This window comes from Virgibacillus halodenitrificans (assembly GCF_001878675.1).
Classification (GTDB): Bacteria; Bacillota; Bacilli; order Bacillales; family Amphibacillaceae; genus Virgibacillus_Q; species Virgibacillus_Q halodenitrificans.
The window spans coordinates 801,882-822,363 of record NZ_CP017962.1 but is presented as its reverse complement, the minus strand read 5'-3'; the positions used below and the strand labels follow the sequence as shown (position 1 = coordinate 822,363).

The 20,482-nt window shown below is 36.6% G+C and carries 19 protein-coding genes and 1 pseudogene; 3 read left to right on the top strand and 17 right to left on the bottom strand.

Features of this window, described 5'->3' with window-relative positions; all coding sequences use genetic code 11:
• Positions 1–239: 239 nt before the first annotated feature.
• Both BME96_RS04205 and map read right to left on the bottom strand, forming a co-directional pair.
• Entirely contained in the window at positions 240–1,004 is a 765-nt protein-coding gene (locus tag BME96_RS04205) for a cobalamin-binding protein (protein WP_019379334.1), read from the bottom strand.
• Between the two features lie 17 nt (positions 1,005–1,021).
• Complete coding sequence (gene map / locus BME96_RS04200) at positions 1,022–1,774, bottom strand: type I methionyl aminopeptidase (protein WP_019379333.1); 753 nt, start codon at positions 1,772–1,774, stop codon at positions 1,022–1,024.
• Positions 1,775–1,915: 141 nt separating this feature from the next.
• On the opposite strand from map, the gene BME96_RS04195 reads away from it, so the two are divergent.
• Together BME96_RS04195 and BME96_RS04190 are read left to right on the top strand one after the other, a co-directional pair.
• Positions 1,916–2,629, top strand: coding sequence for an ABC transporter ATP-binding protein (locus BME96_RS04195; protein ID WP_071648390.1), 714 nt, complete (start codon positions 1,916–1,918; stop codon positions 2,627–2,629).
• A complete protein-coding gene (locus BME96_RS04190) occupies positions 2,622–4,250 on the top strand; it encodes a hypothetical protein (RefSeq protein WP_071648388.1) in 1,629 nt (542 codons plus the stop codon). The genes BME96_RS04195 and BME96_RS04190 overlap by 8 nt, the downstream gene beginning before the upstream one ends.
• Before the next feature lie 59 nt (positions 4,251–4,309).
• Here the strand turns inward: BME96_RS04190 and BME96_RS04185 are convergent, their stop codons facing one another.
• The 8 genes and pseudogenes from BME96_RS04185 to BME96_RS04150 form a co-directional block, all read right to left on the bottom strand.
• A complete protein-coding gene (locus tag BME96_RS04185; protein WP_019379330.1) occupies positions 4,310–4,426 on the bottom strand; it encodes a YjcZ family sporulation protein in 117 nt (38 codons plus the stop codon).
• A 77-nt stretch (positions 4,427–4,503) separates the two neighbouring features.
• Complete coding sequence (locus BME96_RS04180; RefSeq protein ID WP_071648386.1) at positions 4,504–5,262, bottom strand: (S)-benzoin forming benzil reductase; 759 nt, start codon at positions 5,260–5,262, stop codon at positions 4,504–4,506.
• A gap of 69 nt (positions 5,263–5,331) precedes the next feature.
• Complete coding sequence (locus BME96_RS04175) at positions 5,332–6,699, bottom strand: dipeptidase (protein WP_071648384.1); 1,368 nt, start codon at positions 6,697–6,699, stop codon at positions 5,332–5,334.
• 234 nt (positions 6,700–6,933) lie between these two features.
• Positions 6,934–8,067 (bottom strand): bifunctional cystathionine gamma-lyase/homocysteine desulfhydrase, encoded by a 1,134-nt coding sequence (locus BME96_RS04170; RefSeq protein WP_071648382.1) that lies wholly within the window; start codon positions 8,065–8,067, stop codon positions 6,934–6,936.
• A 12-nt stretch (positions 8,068–8,079) separates the two neighbouring features.
• Positions 8,080–8,994: a PLP-dependent cysteine synthase family protein gene (locus tag BME96_RS04165; protein ID WP_071648380.1), complete on the bottom strand. Its 915-nt coding sequence runs from the start codon at positions 8,992–8,994 to the stop codon at positions 8,080–8,082.
• A gap of 16 nt (positions 8,995–9,010) precedes the next feature.
• On the bottom strand, positions 9,011–9,472 hold the full coding sequence (locus tag BME96_RS04160; RefSeq protein WP_071649951.1) for an S-ribosylhomocysteine lyase: 462 nt from the start codon (positions 9,470–9,472) through the stop codon (positions 9,011–9,013).
• Between the two features lie 24 nt (positions 9,473–9,496).
• A pseudogene (locus tag BME96_RS19335) lies at positions 9,497–10,129 on the bottom strand (class I SAM-dependent DNA methyltransferase); the annotation flags it as partial.
• Between the two features lie 280 nt (positions 10,130–10,409).
• Positions 10,410–11,006 (bottom strand): YhcN/YlaJ family sporulation lipoprotein, encoded by a 597-nt coding sequence (locus BME96_RS04150; RefSeq protein ID WP_317617824.1) that lies wholly within the window; start codon positions 11,004–11,006, stop codon positions 10,410–10,412.
• A gap of 179 nt (positions 11,007–11,185) precedes the next feature.
• Here BME96_RS04150 and BME96_RS04145 point away from each other — a divergent pair, with 179 nt between their 5' ends.
• Positions 11,186–11,422, top strand: a complete 237-nt coding sequence (locus BME96_RS04145; RefSeq protein ID WP_019379323.1) for a YhdB family protein — start codon at positions 11,186–11,188, stop codon at positions 11,420–11,422.
• Positions 11,423–11,459: 37 nt separating this feature from the next.
• Here the strand turns inward: BME96_RS04145 and BME96_RS04140 are convergent, their stop codons facing one another.
• From BME96_RS04140 to BME96_RS04105, 7 genes are all read right to left on the bottom strand, one after another.
• Positions 11,460–12,698 carry an anti-sigma-I factor RsgI family protein gene (locus BME96_RS04140; protein ID WP_071648378.1) on the bottom strand — a complete coding sequence of 413 codons (1,239 nt, stop codon included), beginning with the start codon at positions 12,696–12,698 and terminating at the stop codon, positions 11,460–11,462.
• The gene (gene sigI / locus BME96_RS04135) at positions 12,695–13,420 is read right to left on the bottom strand and encodes an RNA polymerase sigma factor SigI (protein WP_071649950.1); all 726 of its coding nucleotides are present in this window, start codon (positions 13,418–13,420) and stop codon (positions 12,695–12,697) included. Before sigI ends, BME96_RS04140 begins: the two co-directional genes overlap by 4 nt.
• 831 nt (positions 13,421–14,251) lie before the next feature.
• A complete protein-coding gene (locus tag BME96_RS04125; RefSeq protein ID WP_077357306.1) occupies positions 14,252–14,965 on the bottom strand; it encodes a PRC-barrel domain-containing protein in 714 nt (237 codons plus the stop codon).
• Positions 14,966–15,041: 76 nt separating this feature from the next.
• Positions 15,042–15,884 (bottom strand): S1C family serine protease, encoded by an 843-nt coding sequence (locus BME96_RS04120; RefSeq protein ID WP_071649948.1) that lies wholly within the window; start codon positions 15,882–15,884, stop codon positions 15,042–15,044.
• 13 nt (positions 15,885–15,897) lie between these two features.
• Entirely contained in the window at positions 15,898–17,931 is a 2,034-nt protein-coding gene (locus BME96_RS04115; RefSeq protein WP_071648375.1) for an ABC transporter ATP-binding protein, read from the bottom strand.
• Positions 17,931–19,676: an ABC transporter ATP-binding protein gene (locus BME96_RS04110; protein WP_019377128.1), complete on the bottom strand. Its 1,746-nt coding sequence runs from the start codon at positions 19,674–19,676 to the stop codon at positions 17,931–17,933. Before BME96_RS04110 ends, BME96_RS04115 begins: the two co-directional genes overlap by 1 nt.
• 541 nt (positions 19,677–20,217) lie before the next feature.
• Entirely contained in the window at positions 20,218–20,451 is a 234-nt protein-coding gene (locus BME96_RS04105; protein WP_019377127.1) for a hypothetical protein, read from the bottom strand.
• Between the last annotated feature and the right edge of the window lie 31 nt (positions 20,452–20,482).

Sequence of the window (20,482 nt, the reverse complement as noted above, 5' to 3'; positions counted from 1 at the left end):
ATAGCATGAGCTGAAGACCCTGGACGGAGCGTAGCGGAGGAAGCGGCTGAAGCCATGCCGGGCGGCAAAGAAGACACTGTGAGGTTACGAACAGATGTCGCGCTTGTACCCGGAGGTGTGAAAGCGTTCATCTGTAATGGAAATCAATGGCGATAGATGATCTTCCAAGCGTATATAGATAACTTTTTTAGTAGTTTAGATTCAAAAAACAGGCTACCCTATGAGGAGTAGCCTGTTTTTTAGCTGATTGCTTTTTTTAATTTACGTAATCCTTCTAATAAACGAGGGGATGGCCTGCAAAATAATGATTCTTCAAGTACATGAATGTTATCTAGTTTAATTGCTTTCATCTTGTCCCATCCAGGGCGCTTTCTAACCAAAGCTGGATTCATTTTTTCTTCTTTTACCCCTACCCATACCATGCAGATATGATCAGGGTCCCGCTTCTTCACTTCTTCCCAATCGGTTTGGAAATTAGCAGTTTTCTCAGTCGCAAAAATATTTTCAGCGCCAGCTAATTCGCTAATTTCTGTTAACCAGTTAACAGAACCCGGAGTAAATACAGGCTTTGGCCACCATTCCCAATAGAGAGAAGGCTTAGCGGATTTTACCTTCGCCTGCTCTCGATAATATTGCAGATCGGTTAAAAATGCTTCTTTTTTATGCTTACCAAGCTCTTCCTCACCAATGGCGAGCCCGGCTTTCTCTATATCATCTGCTATTTCCTTTAGTGAATTCGGGTCTAGAATGATATAGGGCAATCCTTTTTCATCAAGAGCAGCTATATTTTTCTCCATTCCTGGTACACTCAAGGAAGCGAGCACAAGATCTGGGTTAAGGTCTGCTACCTTTTCCATATCAATTGACAGATCCGGGCCCACTTTTGGTAAGTTTGTTATGGATTCTGGCCAATCAGAATAGTTATCTACTCCAACGAGTAAATTTGTTCTATCCAAATAAGCCATTATTTCGGTATTACTTGGACAAATGGAGACTACTCGCATTTTATAACACCCTTTCCCTATTTATCCTGATCAGTAATAATTAGTGGGGCATCCTTTGTGATTACAAGGGTGTGCTCATATTGCGCAGATCGTCCTTTATCAATTGTTCTGGCAGTCCAATTGTTCTGATCCATCTGGCTTTGCCAATCTCCTTCATTAATCATTGGTTCAATCGTGATGACCATTCCTTCTTTTAACCGAAGACCCTTATTTGGCAATCCGAAGTGAGGAATATGCGGTTCCTCATGAAGCGTTGGGCCAATCCCATGTCCGGTGAAGTCACGAACAACTGAAAAGCCTTCCTCTTCGGCATAGGTTTGGATAGCATGACCGATGTCTCCTATGCGTTTCCCTGCACGTGCTTGTTCAATCCCTTTATACAATGCAGTCTTGGTTACATCCATAAGCCGCAGTCCTTTTTCATCAACATTACCAACAGCATACGTCCAGGCTGAATCAGCAAGACCACCATCAAGATTTACTACCATATCAATTGTTATGATATCCCCATCAATTAATTTTTCATCACGTGGGAAACCATGACAAATCTCATCATTTAAGGAGGCACAGATAGCATATGGGTATCCACTATATCCTTTTTGCTCTGGAGTTGCTCCGTGTTCTTCAAGAAACTTTTCAACAAAGGCATCGATTTCCATTGTAGTTATCCCAGGCTTAATCATTTTGGCTATTTCTTTATGACATTTAACGAGAATATCTCCTGCTGCCTGCATTTTTTCTATTTCACGTTTGCTTTTTCTTGTAATCATCTATTTCTTCCTTTCCTGTATCTTCAAAAACATTTAACTATGTTAAACTATTCATAACGTACTTTTCGATAATTGTAACCACCATAAAGTTTACCATATACTCACCAATACATAAAAGAGATTAGTGATTAGGGGGATTCTATGATCGAGATTAATGATGTAAGTAAAGATTTTGCTGGAATTAAATCAATGAATTTAACCATTCCTGATGGTAAAATTATTGGATTTCTTGGCCCAAATGGTGCTGGGAAATCTACCACCATTAAAATGATGACAGGTATATTACCCATAGATGCAGGTACTATTACACTAAATGGCTTTGATATTGAGAAAGAGCCCATTCAAGCGAAACAACACATTGGTTATGTACCTGATCAACCCGATATGTTTCTAAGGTTAAAAGGTATTGATTATTTGAATTTCATTGGAGATATATTTGAAGTTCCTGAAACCACCCGAAAAGAACGAATTGAACGACTGACTACCCAATTTAATATTTATGAAGCTCTTCAAGACTATATTCAAACATATTCCCATGGTATGCGACAGAAAATTATTGTTACTGGTGTTCTTCTGCATGATCCCGACATCTGGATTCTTGATGAACCACTAACCGGTTTAGACCCTAAATCTGCTTATATGCTTAAAGAAATGATGCGTGAACATGCGGATAAAGGGAAAACTGTCTTCTTTTCCAGTCATGGTCTTGAGGTAGTGGAACAGCTATGTGATGAAGTTGCTATCATCAAAAATGGAGAGCTTATTTTTTACGGTGGCTTAACAGAGATGCGTAAACAATTTCAGACAAACCAATCATTAGAACAAGTTTTTCTGGAGCTCACGAGTGATGAGTAGAACATGGTTAATAATTAAAACGATATTGAAAATGCATTATTCGAGAGCAGGAAAAAGCAATTCACAAATTGGGCTAGTCGTTGTTGCTGCCTTGTTTCTTATTCCACTTGTCTTTTTTTATTTATCTTCATTAAGAGAGATTATAAATACACTCTATGAAGCTCTAAACCCTTTAGGGCAAGAAACTGTCATTATTGGCTTACTATTTGTCATTATGCATGTGCTATTATTTTTCATGAGTTTTATTACTGTGCTAAGTGCTTTTTATTTCGCAGAAGATATCATCTCATTTCTTCCTTATCCGTTTCATGGATATCAGCTATTATTAGGAAAATCAGCTCAACCTTTTATCTATTTGTACATAACGAGCGCCGCAATCTATCTGCCAGCCTTTCTGTATTATGGAAATGCCGCCAGTGCTTCTTTTTTCTATTATATAATTGGATTTATTCTATTTATTTTATTACCGATTATCCCATTTTCGATTGCTTCCATCTTATTGATGTTCGTAATGAGATTTGTAAATATCACCAAAAATAAAGAAAGATCCAAGATCATTGCTGGGATTGCTTCATTGTCTTTTATTATTTTAATCAACGTTGTCGTGCGTTTAAATACAGACACGGAGATGATGATGCAAGATGTAGCCAGTTATATACAGGAAAAAGACGGGTTACTCAAACTCATTACTTCCTTCTACCCACCAGCTTATTTCAGCACAATGGCCCTAGCAAGTGGGGGACTGCTATTCTTTCTCGGTATATTAATTCTCACTGGCATTGCATTTCTTCTTTTTATAAGCCTTGGGCAAATTTGGTATATAAAAGGGCTGTTGGGGACCGGAAACAAAAAGTCACATAAAAAAACAACTGGTACGGTATCTAAACATATTAAAAAGCGCTCTGTCTGGCTTTCCTATATTCGAAAAGAACTACTTGTTATCTTTCGCACGCCAACTTTTTTAATGAATTGTGTTATTCAAAGCTTATTTGCACCTGTGTTTCTGTTTATTATTTTTATGCTTGATTCGGGCACTAGTGTTACAGGAATGATGGATATATTCTCAACAAAAGAACAATTACTTGTATTATTCTTGGCCTCGATGTTTATATTAGGGGCAAATGCTACATCCTATACATCCGTGTCAAGGGAAGGGAAAGATTGGAATTCCAATTTATTCCTGCCATTACAACTTAAGCAAATTTTCTATAGCAAAATTGCAGTTGCATGGATTATAAATCTTATTCCTATAGGACTGATATTAGCAGCTTGTATATTTGCCTTTAAACTATCTTTTACTCTAACCTTCATTTGGCTCATTATTGTGTTACTCTCCAGTTGGTTTACAAGCATGCTAGGGACCTATCTTGATTTGGATAATCCTAAACTGAATTGGACAGATGAGCAAGAGGTTTTTAAGACAAGAATGATTGGGTTAATAGCAGTTATTATTGAAATAGGACTGTTTGGTTTACTTGTTCTTTTAGTTTGGAATATCTCCTTCATACAAGGTCTTTATTTAACTTCAGGAATTTTACTAATTCTATTGGTGACGGCAATTCTAATTATAGATTACCTTCTAAAAAGTAAACTAAAACAAAATGCACATCAGCGAATATAATGAAAAATGCAGAGGAGAGTTCCTCTGCATTTTTTATATAGTACGGAAGTATAAATTTTTTAACAATATCCCCTACCATAACCGCCTGTATAGGAAGTACCAATGATAATTAATAAAATAAATAATACGACTAGCAGGGCGAACCCGCCTCCATAGCCTACTCCACTTTTACTCATTATTTCCCCTCCTCAATTAATATATGGTATGCAGAGGTTGGAAATATGACAGGGCGGATATAATGAGTCTTTTTCCTTTATACATAATCCGTAACATTATATATTTTCCCATTAATAACACTTGATTCATCTGTAATTATGTCTACTAAAACACCTGCAACGGTGTCAGTTTTTCTCAGTAAATCATTCTCTTTATAAGCTTTAAATTTATCGATTTCTGCAAACTCCTCTTTGGTACTGGAACGTATTTGTTTTTGCATATCCGTGTCCATAATGCCTGGACTAAATGCAATTATTTTATTCTCTGTTTTACGTTCATCCTGTTCCAAGGCGACTGTTTTTGTATACATATTAACAGCGGCTTTTGAACTGCAATACGCACTCCAGCCATCTACAGGCCTTTCAGCAGCACCTGAGGACACTGTGGCTCCAATAAATAGCAGATCATCCATTGTAGCTTTCTTTAAAAATGCATTCATCAAAAGCATTGATGAAGTGAGATTAATTTGAATATGATTAATTATGTCATCTGCTCTTATATTCATAGCTTGATCAACCGGCTCGATGACACCAGCATTATTAACCAGATAAAGGCCTGTTACTTCCTGTTCATTTAATTCGGCAATGACTTCAGAGATTGTTGCATTTATTGCAGAATTGTCCGCTAAATCACAACTATAATGCTTGAAAATAACATTATTATCGGCAGCATGCCTGCTCAGTTGGTCCGTTTTATTTCTGGAAATGCCAAATACATGAACACCTTGCTCCATAAAAAGTTTAGCAATTGACAGTCCTAAGCCTCTGGACACCCCAGTAACAATTGCAAATTTCATAACCAGCCCTCCTCTCCATATAACTATTCCATACCCCGTTTGTACTTTTAAACAAACCTTTATTCTGTCTTATTTAATAACTTCATTCCAATAATAAACTAGTGTCTCCATTCCTTTTTCAAAACTGTCCATTGGAAAGCTCTCATTAGGAGAATGTAATCTATCATCTGGTGTACCAAAACCTAATAAAACAATTGGTATGTTATAAATATCTTCTATCCATTCAGCAACCGGAATAGAACCGCCCATTCTTACATAAACAGTATCCTTTCCAAATGCTTTTGAATAACTAGCGGCTGCTTTTTGAATTAACGCATGCTCTGGCTCTACTTTATACGCCTTGGCTGAAAGCTTTTCTTTTTTCACTTCCACGTTAACTCCAGTTGGAGCCACTTTATTAATATGCTCTTCAAGCAACTGTTGGATTTTTACAGGGTCCTGGCCGGGGACTAGACGGCAGGTAATTTTAGCAGTTGCAGAGGAAGGAATAATTGTTTTCGTTCCCTCTCCTTGATAGCCACCAAACATCCCGTTAATTTCGAGAGTTGGACGTGCCATTGTATGCTCTTTCGCTGTATACCCTTTTTCTGAAACCGTTTCTTTAACTCCGGTTGAAATCGTATAGTCTTCACTATGAACTTGATCAATCAACTTACGCTCATGTTCAGATAGGGGCTCCACATCATTATAAAATCCATCTACTGTTACGACTTCATCTTGATTCTTCATGGAAGCCAGAATATGACTTAAAGCCATAAGTGGATTTCGAATGGCGCCACCATACATGCCTGAATGTAAATCATGATCCGGCCCGGTCACATTGATTTCAATCCCAGTGAATCCTTTCAAACCATACAAAATTGTTGGCTGATTTTTAGCGACCATTCCAGAGTCAGAAATGACTGCAAAATCAGCTTGAAACATTTCCTTTTTCTCTTGGAGAATTTCATATAAATTCTCACTGCCAATTTCCTCTTCTCCTTCAATACATACCTTTACATTGAGTGGCAGCTTCCCCTCTGTTCTCATAAATGCTTCAAAAACAGCCAGGTGCATAAATACCTGTCCTTTATCATCACTTGAACCTCGAGCATATAAACGACCGTCTCTTATTTCAGGTTGAAAAGGGTCGCTCTCCCAAAGCTCAACGGGGTCGACAGGCTGCACATCATAATGCCCGTAAAATAAAACGGTCGGAGCTTCCGGCCCAGCTTCATTATACTCTGCATAAACAAGCGGGTGTCCCTTTGTTTGCTGTTTTTCTATTTTATCAAAACCAATTTCGTTTAAATAATTCACAATAAAATCAGCAGCTTTATGAATGTCTTCTTTATGCTCTTTACTTGTACTTACGCTTGGTATAGATAAAAATTCATTCAATTTATCAAGTAAGCTGGATCGTTTTTCTTGTAAATAGGCTAACGTTTTTTCACTCATTGTTCTGCCTCCATTTTGTCTATTTGTTACCCATTCTAGCATAATGACTCAAATTCTCCTATCTCTTAAGCCATACATATAACGGAGGTTGCTAAAAAGATAGTCAAAGATAAACATTTAAAAATAAATGCTTCCGCTCCAAAAAAGCTAATTCTACATAAAAAAATTCGAACGATGCTTCGGTATGAAGATACATCAGTTCGAATTTTTATTAAGGTAAAGGCATTTTTTTAATTATGCCAATGAGTTCTGTAAATCCTCGATAAGGTCTTCCCCATCTTCTATGCCCACCGAGATTCGGATAAGTCCATCTGTTATCCCTAACTCTCTTCTTCTTTCTAAAGGTATCGAAGCATGCGTCATTCGGGCAGGAATGGAAATCAAACTTTCTACTGCACCAAGACTTTCCGCTAGCGTAAAGTAGTTAACACGTGCTAACACTTGATCTGCTCTCTCGGCACTTCCTACATCAAAGGAAATCATCCCACCAAACCCTTGAGCCTGTTGTTTGCTAATTTCATGACCAGGATGATTTTTTAATCCAGGATAGAAAACATCAGATACTTTTTCATGTTCTTGTAAAAAGCGAGCAATCTTATGAGAATTAGTCTCTATTGCTTCCATTCGTAGTGCTAACGTTTTTATTCCTCTTAATAAAAGCCAAGAATCTTGTGGTCCTAAAATGGCACCTGCTGAATTTTGAATGAAATGGATGTCTTTCGCAAGTTCAGTTGATTTCACCACAACCAAGCCTGCTACTATATCACTATGACCACCTATATACTTTGTAGCGCTATGCAAGACAATATCTGCTCCTAAGTTTAGGGGTTGTTGCCAATATGGTGTAGCAAATGTGTTGTCAACAATTAGCAGTAAATCATGTTTTGCAGCAATTTCTGCCATTCTTTTAATATCGGTAATCTTAAGTAATGGATTTGTTGGTGTCTCTATATATAGCGCTTTTGTATTTTTTTGAATAGATGCTTCTACTTGTTTTGGATCACTTGTATTTACAAACGTATGATCAAGTCTAAAACGGTTAAGGACCTTGCTCATTAAGCGATAGGAACCTCCGTACACATCATCTGTTAATAAGATATGATCCTCTGACTTGAACAGCATCATAACAGATGTGATGGCAGCCATCCCCGACCCAAAAGCAAAACCCGCTTTCCCATTTTCTAATTCTGCAATAGTTGTTTCTAATGCATGTCTTGTAGGATTTCCAGTTCGAGAATACTCATAGCCACTGTGGTTTCCGGCACTTTCCTGTTGGTAAGTACTAACTTGATATATTGGAACCGATACGGCTCCGGTTTCCTGATCTCCAGTTACTCCAGCATGAATATATTGTGTTTTTTTTCGCATTTACCTTCCCCCTTATCCATAGATGTGTTTACTTAGGTATCGGTCGCTTCCGTCAGGGAATATTGTTACCAATGTGGTCCCAGGTTTTGCTTCCCTCGCCTCTTCCATTGCTGCAAACATTGCAGCTCCTGACGAACTTCCTACAAGTAACCCTTCCTTCGCAGCTAATTCTCCTACCATCTGAAATGCATCCTCATCAGAGACTGTATAGACCATATCCATATTCGACTTTTTAAAAAAAGGTGGAAAAAATTCCATACCGATGCCCTCAGTTAAATGGGAGCCAGGTTTTCCACCCGCAATAATGGAACCTTCTGGCTCTACAATGACCGTTTTCAGTGCAGGTTTCTTTTTCTTTAAATAAGCCGCACATCCCATAAAAGTTCCTCCTGAACCTGCGCCAGCAATGAATATGTCAATATTTTCCCCAAGGTCTTTCCATATTTCAGGTCCTAGTGACTTAAAATAGGTTCTTGGATTAGCTGGGTTTGAAAACTGCTGTGGAGAAAAGCTGTTTGGAATCTGCTTCAACATTTCCTTTGTCTTTTCAATTGCTCCAAGCATTCCTTTATTTTTTGGCGTATGAACGATTTCTGCACCCAATGCTTTCATTAATGATTGCTTTTCATTACTAAAATGCTCAGGTACACAAAATATTATAGAAAGATTTCTATTCAATGCGGCCAATGCCATGCCAATTCCAGTATTACCAGCTGTTGGCTCAATTATAGTTCCACCATTCTGCAAAGCGCCGCTTTGAAGCGCATCCTCAATTAATTCAACGCCGAGCCTGTCTTTAACACTTCCGCCTGGATTAAAATATTCAAGCTTTGCCAGTAAACGGACTCCTCTAGGAAGAGAAAAGTGTGTTATCTCTATTAAAGGAGTATCACCGATTAACTCATGAACAGATTTATAAATTGCCATTACTTTCTCCCCATATTTAAAATACTTCTCGCCATTCCAGTTTCTTGTTCAGCATCTCTCTAGCAATTTTCTTTGCACCCTCCAGACTGTGGTTAGCTGCCCAGCCACATTGCACTTCATTACAAGCTGGGACTTCTTCTGCCTCTAATACATCATCTAATGTTTCTTCCAGAGCAGTTAATACTTCCTCATAATTATCATTGTTTAAAATCGCTAAATAAAACCCTGTTTGACATCCCATTGGCCCAATATCCAGAACGTTTTCCATATGGTTACGAATATTTTCAGCCATTAAGTGTTCAATGGAATGCAATCCAGCCATTTCCATATGTTCCTTATTTGGTTGTTTAAAGCGGATATCGTACTTATAAACTTTATCTCCTTTGGTTCCTTCTGTAACCCCTACCAGTCGAACATAAGGTGCCTTTACCTTTGTATGATCAAGATTAAAGCTTTCCACATTCATTTTTTCTGCCATTTTATGTTTCCCCTTTCTTTCGTCTTTTTTTGCTTTAATTATCCAGACAAAATCATTCATTTGTTTAAAAGACACTTCAAATTTATACTTTTCAAACATACTTCTTATTAATGGAATGGTCGAATAGTACTCTCGATTTAAATCCTCCGCCAAATCTACATAGCCTTTTTCCAAAGCATGGTCTATTGCTTTTTTCTTGTCTGCCTCAGAAGGGAATATAGTATCACCAAAAACTACCTTCCCTCCAGCAGATAATATACTGGAATATTTCTCTATAGCACTTTCCTTTTCTGCATCTGTTAAATGGTGAAAAGCGTAGGTGCTTGTAATTGTATTAATTTCTTCTTTAACAGGAGGAAAATCTATAAAATCTCCATCCAGAAGAATCACTTCATTCAGCTTCTCTGATGCTATCTTTCTCATAGATGCAGAGGGCTCTATACCAATAACCTGCAAACCTTTTGCTACTAATTTCTCTGTCAAGTTTCCTGTGCCTACCCCAAACTCTAATACGGTCCCTGCTGACTCACTCACAACTTCTGCCAAAATCTGCTCGTAATTCTCAAAAACAGTTGCATATTGCGGGTTTTCACCTGAAACACTTGCATCATATGTTTCTGCCCACTCACTAAAAATATTTAAAAATTCTCTCCCCATTCCCATTTCACTCCACAATTTTATTAAAACATAGTAAAACACTATGAATAGTAAGATTATATGTAATATCATATCATATGTTCCTTATTAGTCAATAAAAATTGGTTATTCTTGGATTCACACTATATATAATTCGATTAGACAAGTGCTTTATAAAATATTTGAAGTGGGAAAAGTGACTTTTCCGAAGTCTGAGTTAATAATCCGTATAAACAGAATCTCCGTACTCAAAAAGAAAAAGTGTACTACTTCTGTGTAGTACACTCCTTAATGAGTCATTTTATTTATTGTTGTCTGGAAATAGACGATCGATCATATTACCAAATTGATCAAAGAAACCCTCTACTGGTTTCCCATTATCGGCATCATTTATATAATTATTTGTTAAATCCACAAAATCTGGGTTAGTTGAAACATATACATTGTCGATATCGTTGTCCACAGACTTTACAATTTTGGTTATTTCATCTTTCACTTTATCAGTTACTTCATTACCCTTATTATTAGTATTATTGTTGTTATTTTTGTTACCGTTATTGTTGTTTGTGTCTAGTCTGGCTGCCACATAAGCATTATTATCTGTTGTAAGAACATAGGCACTTTCAATGTCATCTACTTTATCAGTAATTTTATTGGCAGCTTCTTCTGCTACGTCATAACGAGTTTCGTTACCGCTTCTTGTATCTGTACGATTTTGGTCTCTTTCGGAGTTTCTCATCATGTCATGATTACGATCTCCTGACATTCCATCCCCAGTATTATTATAACGAGTTTGTTCTATATTATTGTTATCTCCCATAGCGCCTTCCTGATTGTCCCCATTGTCGTTTGTTCCACAGGCTACTAAAGCTAGTGCAAGTATTGATGTTATACTCAATATTTTTAATTTCATCCTGTACTCCTCCTTATAAATTTATTTCTAGTATGCTTCACCCATCTTTTATTATTCTTCGCAAACAAACCATTTTATGGTAAACGAACCAATTTATGCTTTGCTGATATAAATAAAATATGGGGGACAATATAAATAGCCCTTACATTATAAGGAGGGGTAATATGGATATACCAGATTATGACAAAGCATTATACTACACCTTGTGGGGCCAATGGGATGAACTGCTTGTACTAATGGTCCGTACAAATGATGATATGCTTTCAAAGAAAATACAACTCTTCCTGCATGCTTACCATTATTCCCTGGACGAAGGAAAAATCATTCAATCACATGATAATCTTCTTTATTATTTAGACCATGCCATGAAATACCAACCTGCAATTGCTATGGAAATATAAAAATGGAGGCTGTTCGGTGACAGCCTCCATTTTTATTTTAATCATCATTATCATGCTCGTGATCATCATGATCTTCGTCATCATCTTTATCATCATCATGATCTTTGTCATCATCGTCATCGTCTTGCTTATCTTCTTTATGCTTATTCTTATTATATTTATGCTTATGGTGTTCCTTATCATATGAATGATGTGATTGATTTTGGTGGTTTTTATCGTGATTGGAATGATTATTTTTACGTTTTTGATCTTTACTTTGTTCTTGTTTCTTGTGACTATTATTTTTCTTTTCTTCAACCTTTTGTTTATTATTTTGAGCACTGTTATTCTTTTTCTCGTTGGGATTATATTTCTCTTTTTCAACCCTTTGTTTACTTGAAGTATTGGAAGAAGCCTTTTTGTCATTACTATTTTCTTGTTTCATTTGGTGGTTATTTTGGGATACAGGGGGTTTATTTGTTTCTTTTTCATGTATTGGCTCATTTTTATTTTTTTCTTTTATCTTAAGAGAAGACTCTTCTGTTTCTTTTTTCGAATGATCATTATCGTCGGTATAAAAAGAATGAATTATTGCTCTCTCCTGATCATTCATTGAAACAGAGCCTTGTTTATTTTGATCTTTATTTACTAGCCCTGCCATTAGTTCATTCATTGATTTATTACTGTTTTTCGCTTCTTCTCTAACATGCTTTGGAACATTGAACGTAACAACGCTCCAATCGGTACGCTTTTTCTGAAATGAGTTATCCACCTGCTCTAGAACAGAAATATCTTTAACCTCTCCATTTGCATAACTTACTCCAACCAAAATATTTTTTTGGTCATTAATCATTCCGGAATGTTCACTTTCTTTCATTATCATCCGAATTACTTTCTCTACATTTTGATTTTTATAATCAGACAAATTTGAAACAAGTTCTTTTCCATCTTTATTGAGCGAGTGAATGGATTGTACCTTTAAATCTTTATTCAGCTCTAATTCTACACTTGGATTAATATCAATATTCACATAGGCATATGTTTTGTTTACTGACACTATAAAATAAAATGGCAGAACCAATAAAAGTAAAACACAAGCCATCGATAATAAGCGGACTGATGTACTCACTTTTTTAGTTGGAAATAGTAAAAATGTTTTCTTATTACCATCAAACGGTTCGAAGCAAACTTCTGAGCCAACCATTGCGTCTATTGGCTTTGCTTTATAAAACGCTCCTCCTTTTTCCATTACGATGGTATAATGAGAATGCTTTTCCATCACAATCCCTTTTTTCACTGACCCACCCCCTTTAGATAATCCTGAAGATATACATAATCATTACTGAGGACGACAAATATCGCTAAAATGAATTTTCTGTTCCTTTCCAATGTTTTTTTACTCACGTTGACACGTTTGATCAGATCTTTAATGGGCAATTTCTTTTTATCCAATACATAACTGTGTAATTTCTCATCTTCGAATAAGATACGAGCTGTACGAACCGCTGAGTCACGCGCATCCTTATGTTTTGGCGAGGATTCAGTTAATTCTAAAAGAGTCAATTTATATTCCTTCAATTTCTCCTTAAAATCCATTATTTCTTCCTTACGTCGCCAAGCATCCTGTTCCATTTGGAAATTTCGTTTTACAGCTACTATTTCAATTGGATTTTCCATTAATTCTGCATCATATGTTTCATCCAATGAAATCCCCAGTGGGCGTTTTTGAACATAACGAATATAGTCAATAACCTTCCTTTTCACTACCAAGTTTGCGAAAGATAAAAAAGAACTCCCTTTGTCAGGAGAATAGGATAAAATAGCTTCATTAAATGCTGAAAGCCCGATACTGAATTCGTCATCTTTTTTTGGATCGATATAACGTTTGCATACTTCAGAAACACACTTAGCGATAAATGGTTGATATGTCTTTAAAAGATAATTTTGTATTAGCTCGTCCCCTTGTTGAGCTGAGGCGATCATTTTTTCAAGAGGAATGTCTTTTAATGACTTACTCATAATCAACCTAAAACACCCCCAGCTATCATAATTTTCGTAAGTTTTTTCTTGTTTTTGGGTGTAGTTATTATTTGTGTTATATATGTCATGATGTTTTCACCATCTTATCTTAAAATTAATTATATTGAAATGGTTGCAGTCTGCTTTATCTTAACTTAAACAGTATGTTGTTACTACCACAAAACAATTACATTTTGTTTAAATTACAATGACTCACGTTGATATATCTGTAAATAATCAGTATATTTAGAGTCTCATAAGCTAGGGCATAAACGTTTTCTCTTACAAATTCACTTTCTACGCAGTAGGAGGAAACTGCGACGTAAATTTATTGATGAAAAACTCAGTGAAATATTTGAGGAGAAGTGCCCCATTGATTTTCGTTGCATGCGGACGCTTTCCGCCGGCATGGCCTCAGCCGCTTCCTCCGCTACGCTCCGTCCAGGGTCTTCGCCTCATGCTATTCCGGCAGGAGTCGCCGCCCTCCACTACAATCAATTTGTACACAACACATTCTGGGTGTATGCGAACGCAATTTTTTTCGTAGATATAATAGGAAATAGTAGCGAAGGGGAAATATGGAGACTCCTGCGGGAGGAGAGGCCTCGATGAGATCCCCGAACGCGTAGCGTGAGGAAGCTCATCAGCCGCCCGCGGAAAGCGGAATATTTCCCCGTAGCGGCAATTTACGCAGCCTCTATATTCTTAGTTACGTCGCAGTTTATATATTTTGAGAACTTGTAAAAAAACAAAAAATACATTTTAGATTTTCCAAAAGCATATAGAACATTAAAAAAATGCCTCTATTTAATATAGAGACATTTTTAACCTTTAAAGGCTTGCCATAATGCTCTGTTTCGTTTCATAAACATTTTCTGCTTTTATTTTTTCAAGCGTAGTATTAATGTAGATATCATTTTCAAACCAATCTACCGATTCAATGTTATTTAAATCAAATACATAATACGCTTCTTCAGTAATGGCTTCACTATCCCGGACAACCATATATTGAAGTTTCCAATTATCCGAGTTAAAGATCATATCTGTTAATGTACCAATTTTCCCATCGTCAGCATGAACTTTAAATCCATTTGTTTCGTCTTCGCTTCTTAGGTCATATCTTTTTTGTTCATCCAGTTTCTCTTCAAAGATTTGGGGATTTTCCGTATTAGAATCTAAATCAGTTGCAGGAGTGACGTTTGGGCCCCATAACAAGTTTCCCATCCAATATCTACTCCAGCCATAATAACCTGCCAACGTATCTTCCATATCTTGTGTCATTGGTTGATCTTCCGGGATAGATGGACTGTTTCGAATAGTGTCTTTATCATGTTTCACTTCCAAATGGCCCTCATTCTCATTAACAGTGATAAAAGAGGTAGGGGATAGGAGTACACGTCTTCCGGGCAACCATTTTCTAGTATCAATAACCGCATATCGAATCGCCCAATTGTTATCATCAAAATATAAATCTTTCACTTTACCCATCTCACCATCTGCCGCATGCACATGGTAATCTTTTAAATCAGATGTGAAAAACAACACATAATCGCCTCCTTAAGACGTTTATGAAGTATTTACCCTGATTTCACCTAGATGAAACTTTCAGCAACAGGCCTTATTAATGTACACTTGTGGTTTCTCCCTGTTTTTCATAATAATTATCAATAGGAATAAAGAGACCTACTTTTCCTTTTTCTTCATGGGTCATTGTCGCAAAGATCACACCTATTACTTTTCCTTCTTTGTTAATTACAGGACTTCCACTGTTTCCACGATAAACCGGTGCATTCAACATAGTTACCTCTTGTTCCCAGTCACTTAACTTCGTCGACCCTGCTATAATGCCTTCGTTGGCAATTCCATTAAAACGTAAAGGGTTACCAATAAATTGTATCTCCTCACCAACAGATGTGCTTACACCTTTTTCAGCAAGTGGGAGAAACGGAAGACTCTTTCCATCAACATCAAGCACGGCAAGATCCACATCAGGATACACTTCCTTCACTTCTGCTGAATATAATCCTTTATCCTGAAAAGCGACAGTCACTTCTTTTTCTTCACCCACTACATGGTGGTTCGTAATAATTTGACCGTTGGCAGAGATGGAAAAACCGGTTCCTTTACTGTTTTCTGTTTCGACAACTACAACTGCTTTTTTGTATTCTTGAATAGTGTCCTGTGTTGATAGCTTAGCTGAAGCTATTAAAAAATCAATTGCCGGGACGGAGAATGTTTGAGGAATTAATGCAAATAAATTAAAAACCAATGCAATAGCAATGAGCCAAAACGGCCATTTGGGAAACGGTCGTTTTGGCTTTTTCTGGTTTTCTCTTTCTTTTTCTCTTTGAATCGCCCTTTGCCTTTCCTGTTGGACAAGTTCATAAAGCTCTTCGTCATCTATTTCTTCATATAAATCTTCATCTATAATATCATGTTGTTGGTCTTGATCTTTGGGATGCATAGGCCACCTCACTTTAGATTGCCTTCTGTTTGATACTGCCTTGTTGCATTTGATACATTTGATAATAGATACCTTTTTCATTAATTAATCGCTGATGATTTCCTTGTTCTGCAATTATACCATGATCAAGTACAAAAATTGTATCAGCTTGCTGAATCGTAGACAAGCGATGTGCGATTACCAGTGTAGTTCTATTTTTCTTAAGAACTTCCAATGCTTGCTGAATAATTGCCTCTGTTTCAGTATCTATATTAGCAGTAGCTTCATCAAGAATTAGAATTGCCGGATCAAATGCAAGAGCTCTTGCAAAAGATAACAATTGTCTTTCACCTAAGGAGAATGTACTTCCACCTTCTGTTACCTCTTCATGATATTGATTAGGCAGTTTTTTAATAAACCGATCAGCACCTACAGCTTTTAAAGCATGTATCGCCATTTCTTCAGTTATTTCAGGATCGTTCATCGTAATATTTGTAAGGATGGTACCAGTAAATAAAAACGGATCCTGTAACACGATTCCCATATGGCTCCTTACCTGCTGTCGCGACCACTCCTCTGTAGTATACCCATCAATGGTTATCTTTCCTTTTTGCGGATCATAGAAACGGAAAAGCAAATTCATTATCGAGCTTTTTCCAGAACCAGTGTGACCGACAAAAGCAGCTGTCGTTCCCGCTTTTACTGTAAAAGATAAATCATGTAAAACATCTTCTTTCCCATCATACGAAAAAGTGACATGGTCAAACTCAATTCTTCCTCGATACCTTTCAATTGGCTGATTATCTACATCCTCACCATCCTGATCAAGCAATTCAAATACACGTCCACCAGCGACCCTTGCCTGTTCAATTAATGGCAGTTGATTCACTATATCAGTTACTGGTTCGAATAGCCGTGTCAGATAATCAACAATCGCATAAAGCATTCCAATGGAAATAAGACTTCCAGGATCTAAAGACATCGAACCGAAATACCAAATAAACCCTACAAAAGTTAGATTACGAAAAACTGTAACAAGGTTATAGGAAGTTAAGGCACTTAATTTTACAAGCTTGCGCTGGAAGGTAAAATGCCGTTCATTCAATACTTCAAAGTCTTCCTTTGTTTTCTTTTCTCTACGAAAAGCCTGAATAATAGGCATTCCTTGAATTGCTTCATTAATATTGGCATTGATTTCACTAATCGTTGAGCGAATTACTTTATTGTATTTTGATCCAAAGTGCTTATATACCTTCATCCAACCGATAATTAAAGGAATAATAAATAAGCACATTATTGCCAGTTTTACATCAAGGATAAATAAGGCCACAAATATTCCCGCCATATAAATAACACTTGTTACGACAATGGACAATACCCGCTCATACAAATCCCGGATCGCTTCTGTATCATTCGTAATTCTCGCAACAATTTTACCTGCAGGTTGATCAACAAAATACGTAATAGGAATGCGTTGTGTCTGGGTAAATAGATCGTTTCGCATTTTTTTCACTATTTGATTGGATGATTTCTGTAGTAAATAGGTTTTGAAAAATTGAAAAAAACCTGCTACTAACAACAGTATTATATATAAACTTAGTAAGAATATAATAGGCTTTTTCTCTGGAGTAAAAAATGGATAGACTTCTGAGAAAGTTAGTTTTTCACCATTAAATTCCGTGACTTTTTCACCTTCTGTTATTTTAATCGTGCCATTATCCACAGTTCGTTTTCCTTTTGTAGGAACTTCAGCGTCAACGAAGTAATAAGAAGTGCCAATTTGTAATAAGGAAACGGGGGAACCGACTGTTTTGTCTTGTGCTTGCACACGATCTTCCCGTTTATAATAATCTCCTTCAAACGCTACTGAATTCTCATCCTTATCGGCAACTTGCTGCCAAGTACCTTCTACTCCAACAATATGTTCATCAATTACTTTTTTGGCAATTAGTGGTCCGGCAAGCTCCAATGCTACCGCTACCATTAAGCAGGCTAAACCTATAAATATTTGTTTTTTATATTGTAGCGCATAATTAAATAATCTTCTTTCAGTTGATGGTTTACTCATTATTCCACCTCCCCATCTTCCAATTGTTGTTGAATATACTGTTCTTTATACCAGCCATTATTATTCAGCAATTGTTCGTGCGTACCTTCTTCAGCAATCTTGCCATCTTCCAGTACAATAATATGATCAGCATGTGTGACAGCAGACAAACGATGTGCTGCTATAAATGTTGTTTTGCTTTTTCTTACCTGTCTTAAGTGATCAATAATTTTTGATTCTGTTTTCCCGTCCACAGCGGATAAGGAATCATCTAAAATCAAGATTTCAGGCTCCTTAATAAAGGCACGAGCTAAAGCAACACGCTGCTTTTGGCCACCCGATAAGGTAACTCCACTTTCTCCTACCTGTGTATCCAGTCCATTTGGTAGTTGTTTTATATCATTTAGAAAATGTGCGAGCTCCATTACACGGAAAATTTCTTTGTCTGTTGCATTTCCTTTACCAAACTGAATATTTTCCCTGATGGACTTGGAGAACATAATTTGATCTTGAGGGACATACCCGATCCAAGAGCGAATTTGATCCAAGCTTAATTGATGTAAATCTACATCAGAAATCTTTATTTCTCCTTTCACTCCAGGATACTGTCTGAGTAACAATTTAAATAAAGTGGTCTTACCTGCTCCAGTTTTCCCTACCACACCTATCGTCTGCCCCTGTTTCACATGTAGAGAAATATGGGATAACTGATCAATTGAGCTGGTAGGATACGCAAAAGAAACATCTTTAAACTCAATGTTACTCACTTGGTTTACGTAGAAAGGATCTCTTGCTTCACGTATATCTGCTTTGTAGTCTAATGTTTCATTTACCCTATCAAGGGACGCATTTCCCCGTTGAAGAATATTAATCAGCTCTCCTACAGCAAACATTGGCCAGATCAGCATACCTAGATATACGTTAAAAGTAACTAAATCACCGAGTGTCATTTGGTTTTCAAATACCAGCATTGCCCCATATCCAAGGCCTATAGTATAGGACAGACCAACTAAGATTTTCATTGTAGGCTCAAATAAAGCATCTATTTTTGCTACTTCAATATTTTTTTCATACACCTCATTAGTCATATTCTCAAAACGTTTGGCATCCTGTTTTTCCTGTACAAAAGCTCGAATCACCCGAACACCTCGTATTGATTCCAAAACATCATTATTCATTTCGCCAAAAGCTTCCTGTGCTTTAGTGAATCTGGAATGAATAGCTGCCCCATATTTATTCATTACAATTGCCATTACAGGCAAAGGGATCAGTGCAGCCAACGTAAGGTTCCAGCTAATTGTAAACCCCATCATTGCAATAATCATTAACATAAATATACTGGAATCGACTAGGGTAAGTACTCCGAAACCTGCTGTAAGACTAATTGCTTTTAAATCATTGGTTGATCTTGCCATTAGATCACCGGTACGATATTTCCCAAAAAATGTTGGGGTCATAGATAAAAAGTGCGACATTAACTTGCTCCGTGTCCACCTTTCAAGAATAACCGCCCCTCCAAATAAGGTATAATCCCATAAAAATGATATGGCATAATGAACAACGATTAATATAAGATATCCTAAAATAAGCGCAATTAATAATTTAGAAGTCAGTGTATCAAATTGAATGTGATCAATTGTATACCCAGCCAGCTTTGGCGGGATCAAGCCAATAGCGCTTGCAATAATTAACGCAATGATTGCAAATAAATATCTCTTCCAATAATGTTTAAAAAACCAATCCAGTTTTTTAAATACCGCAAACATGTTATCACCTTCTCTATCTCTCTAGATTTGCATAGTGAAAATCATCGATGGAGCTTTTTCGTTACAAAATGTCCTTGCTCCAATTTAGACAATTTGCTTACCTGATTTCTGCCAACTGAACGAATGATGGCTTAGCCTTGTTCTGTAAATATTCGCTAGTATACGGGTTTATAATAAATAAAAAAAGCATGTGTTTGTGACAACACATGCTTAAAGGTTAGAAAAATTCGTAACTACCCTATATAACAACAAAAAGGCCACAAATAAATTGTGACCTTTTTAGTACAGAAACAATAAGCCATAGTTAGCTAATTATTCCATAATCCGTCCAAGGCAGGTCACAGCAAGTATGAAGTTGTTGGTTTGAATAATTACATTGTTTTCCATGGTCTATGACCTCCTTTCTTTTTTTGTTCTCAATAATTATATTATTTATATTTTTTAAAGTCAACTACTTTTCAAATTATTTTTAATTTAGTGTGACTTTAAATTATAAAACAAAAGAGAACTACTCCTTACGTGAAGTAATTCTCTTTTTAATCTATTTGAGTATTTTATTTTCATGTTTGCTGCTTAATCCTAATTTAACCATATTTTTAACCTTCTCTACATCTACATTTGTTGACGTAGATATTTCTTCAACAGAAACAAGTGGGTGCTTCCTGATGAAGCTACGAACGCGATCTCCTTCTATCAGGCACGTTGGGCACATCATAAATGGACTGCTTTCCATTGGTTCTTTGCACAATCGACAATTACGTACAAACTCTCCCATACTCCCACCCCTCAACAAATTGTTACTCTCA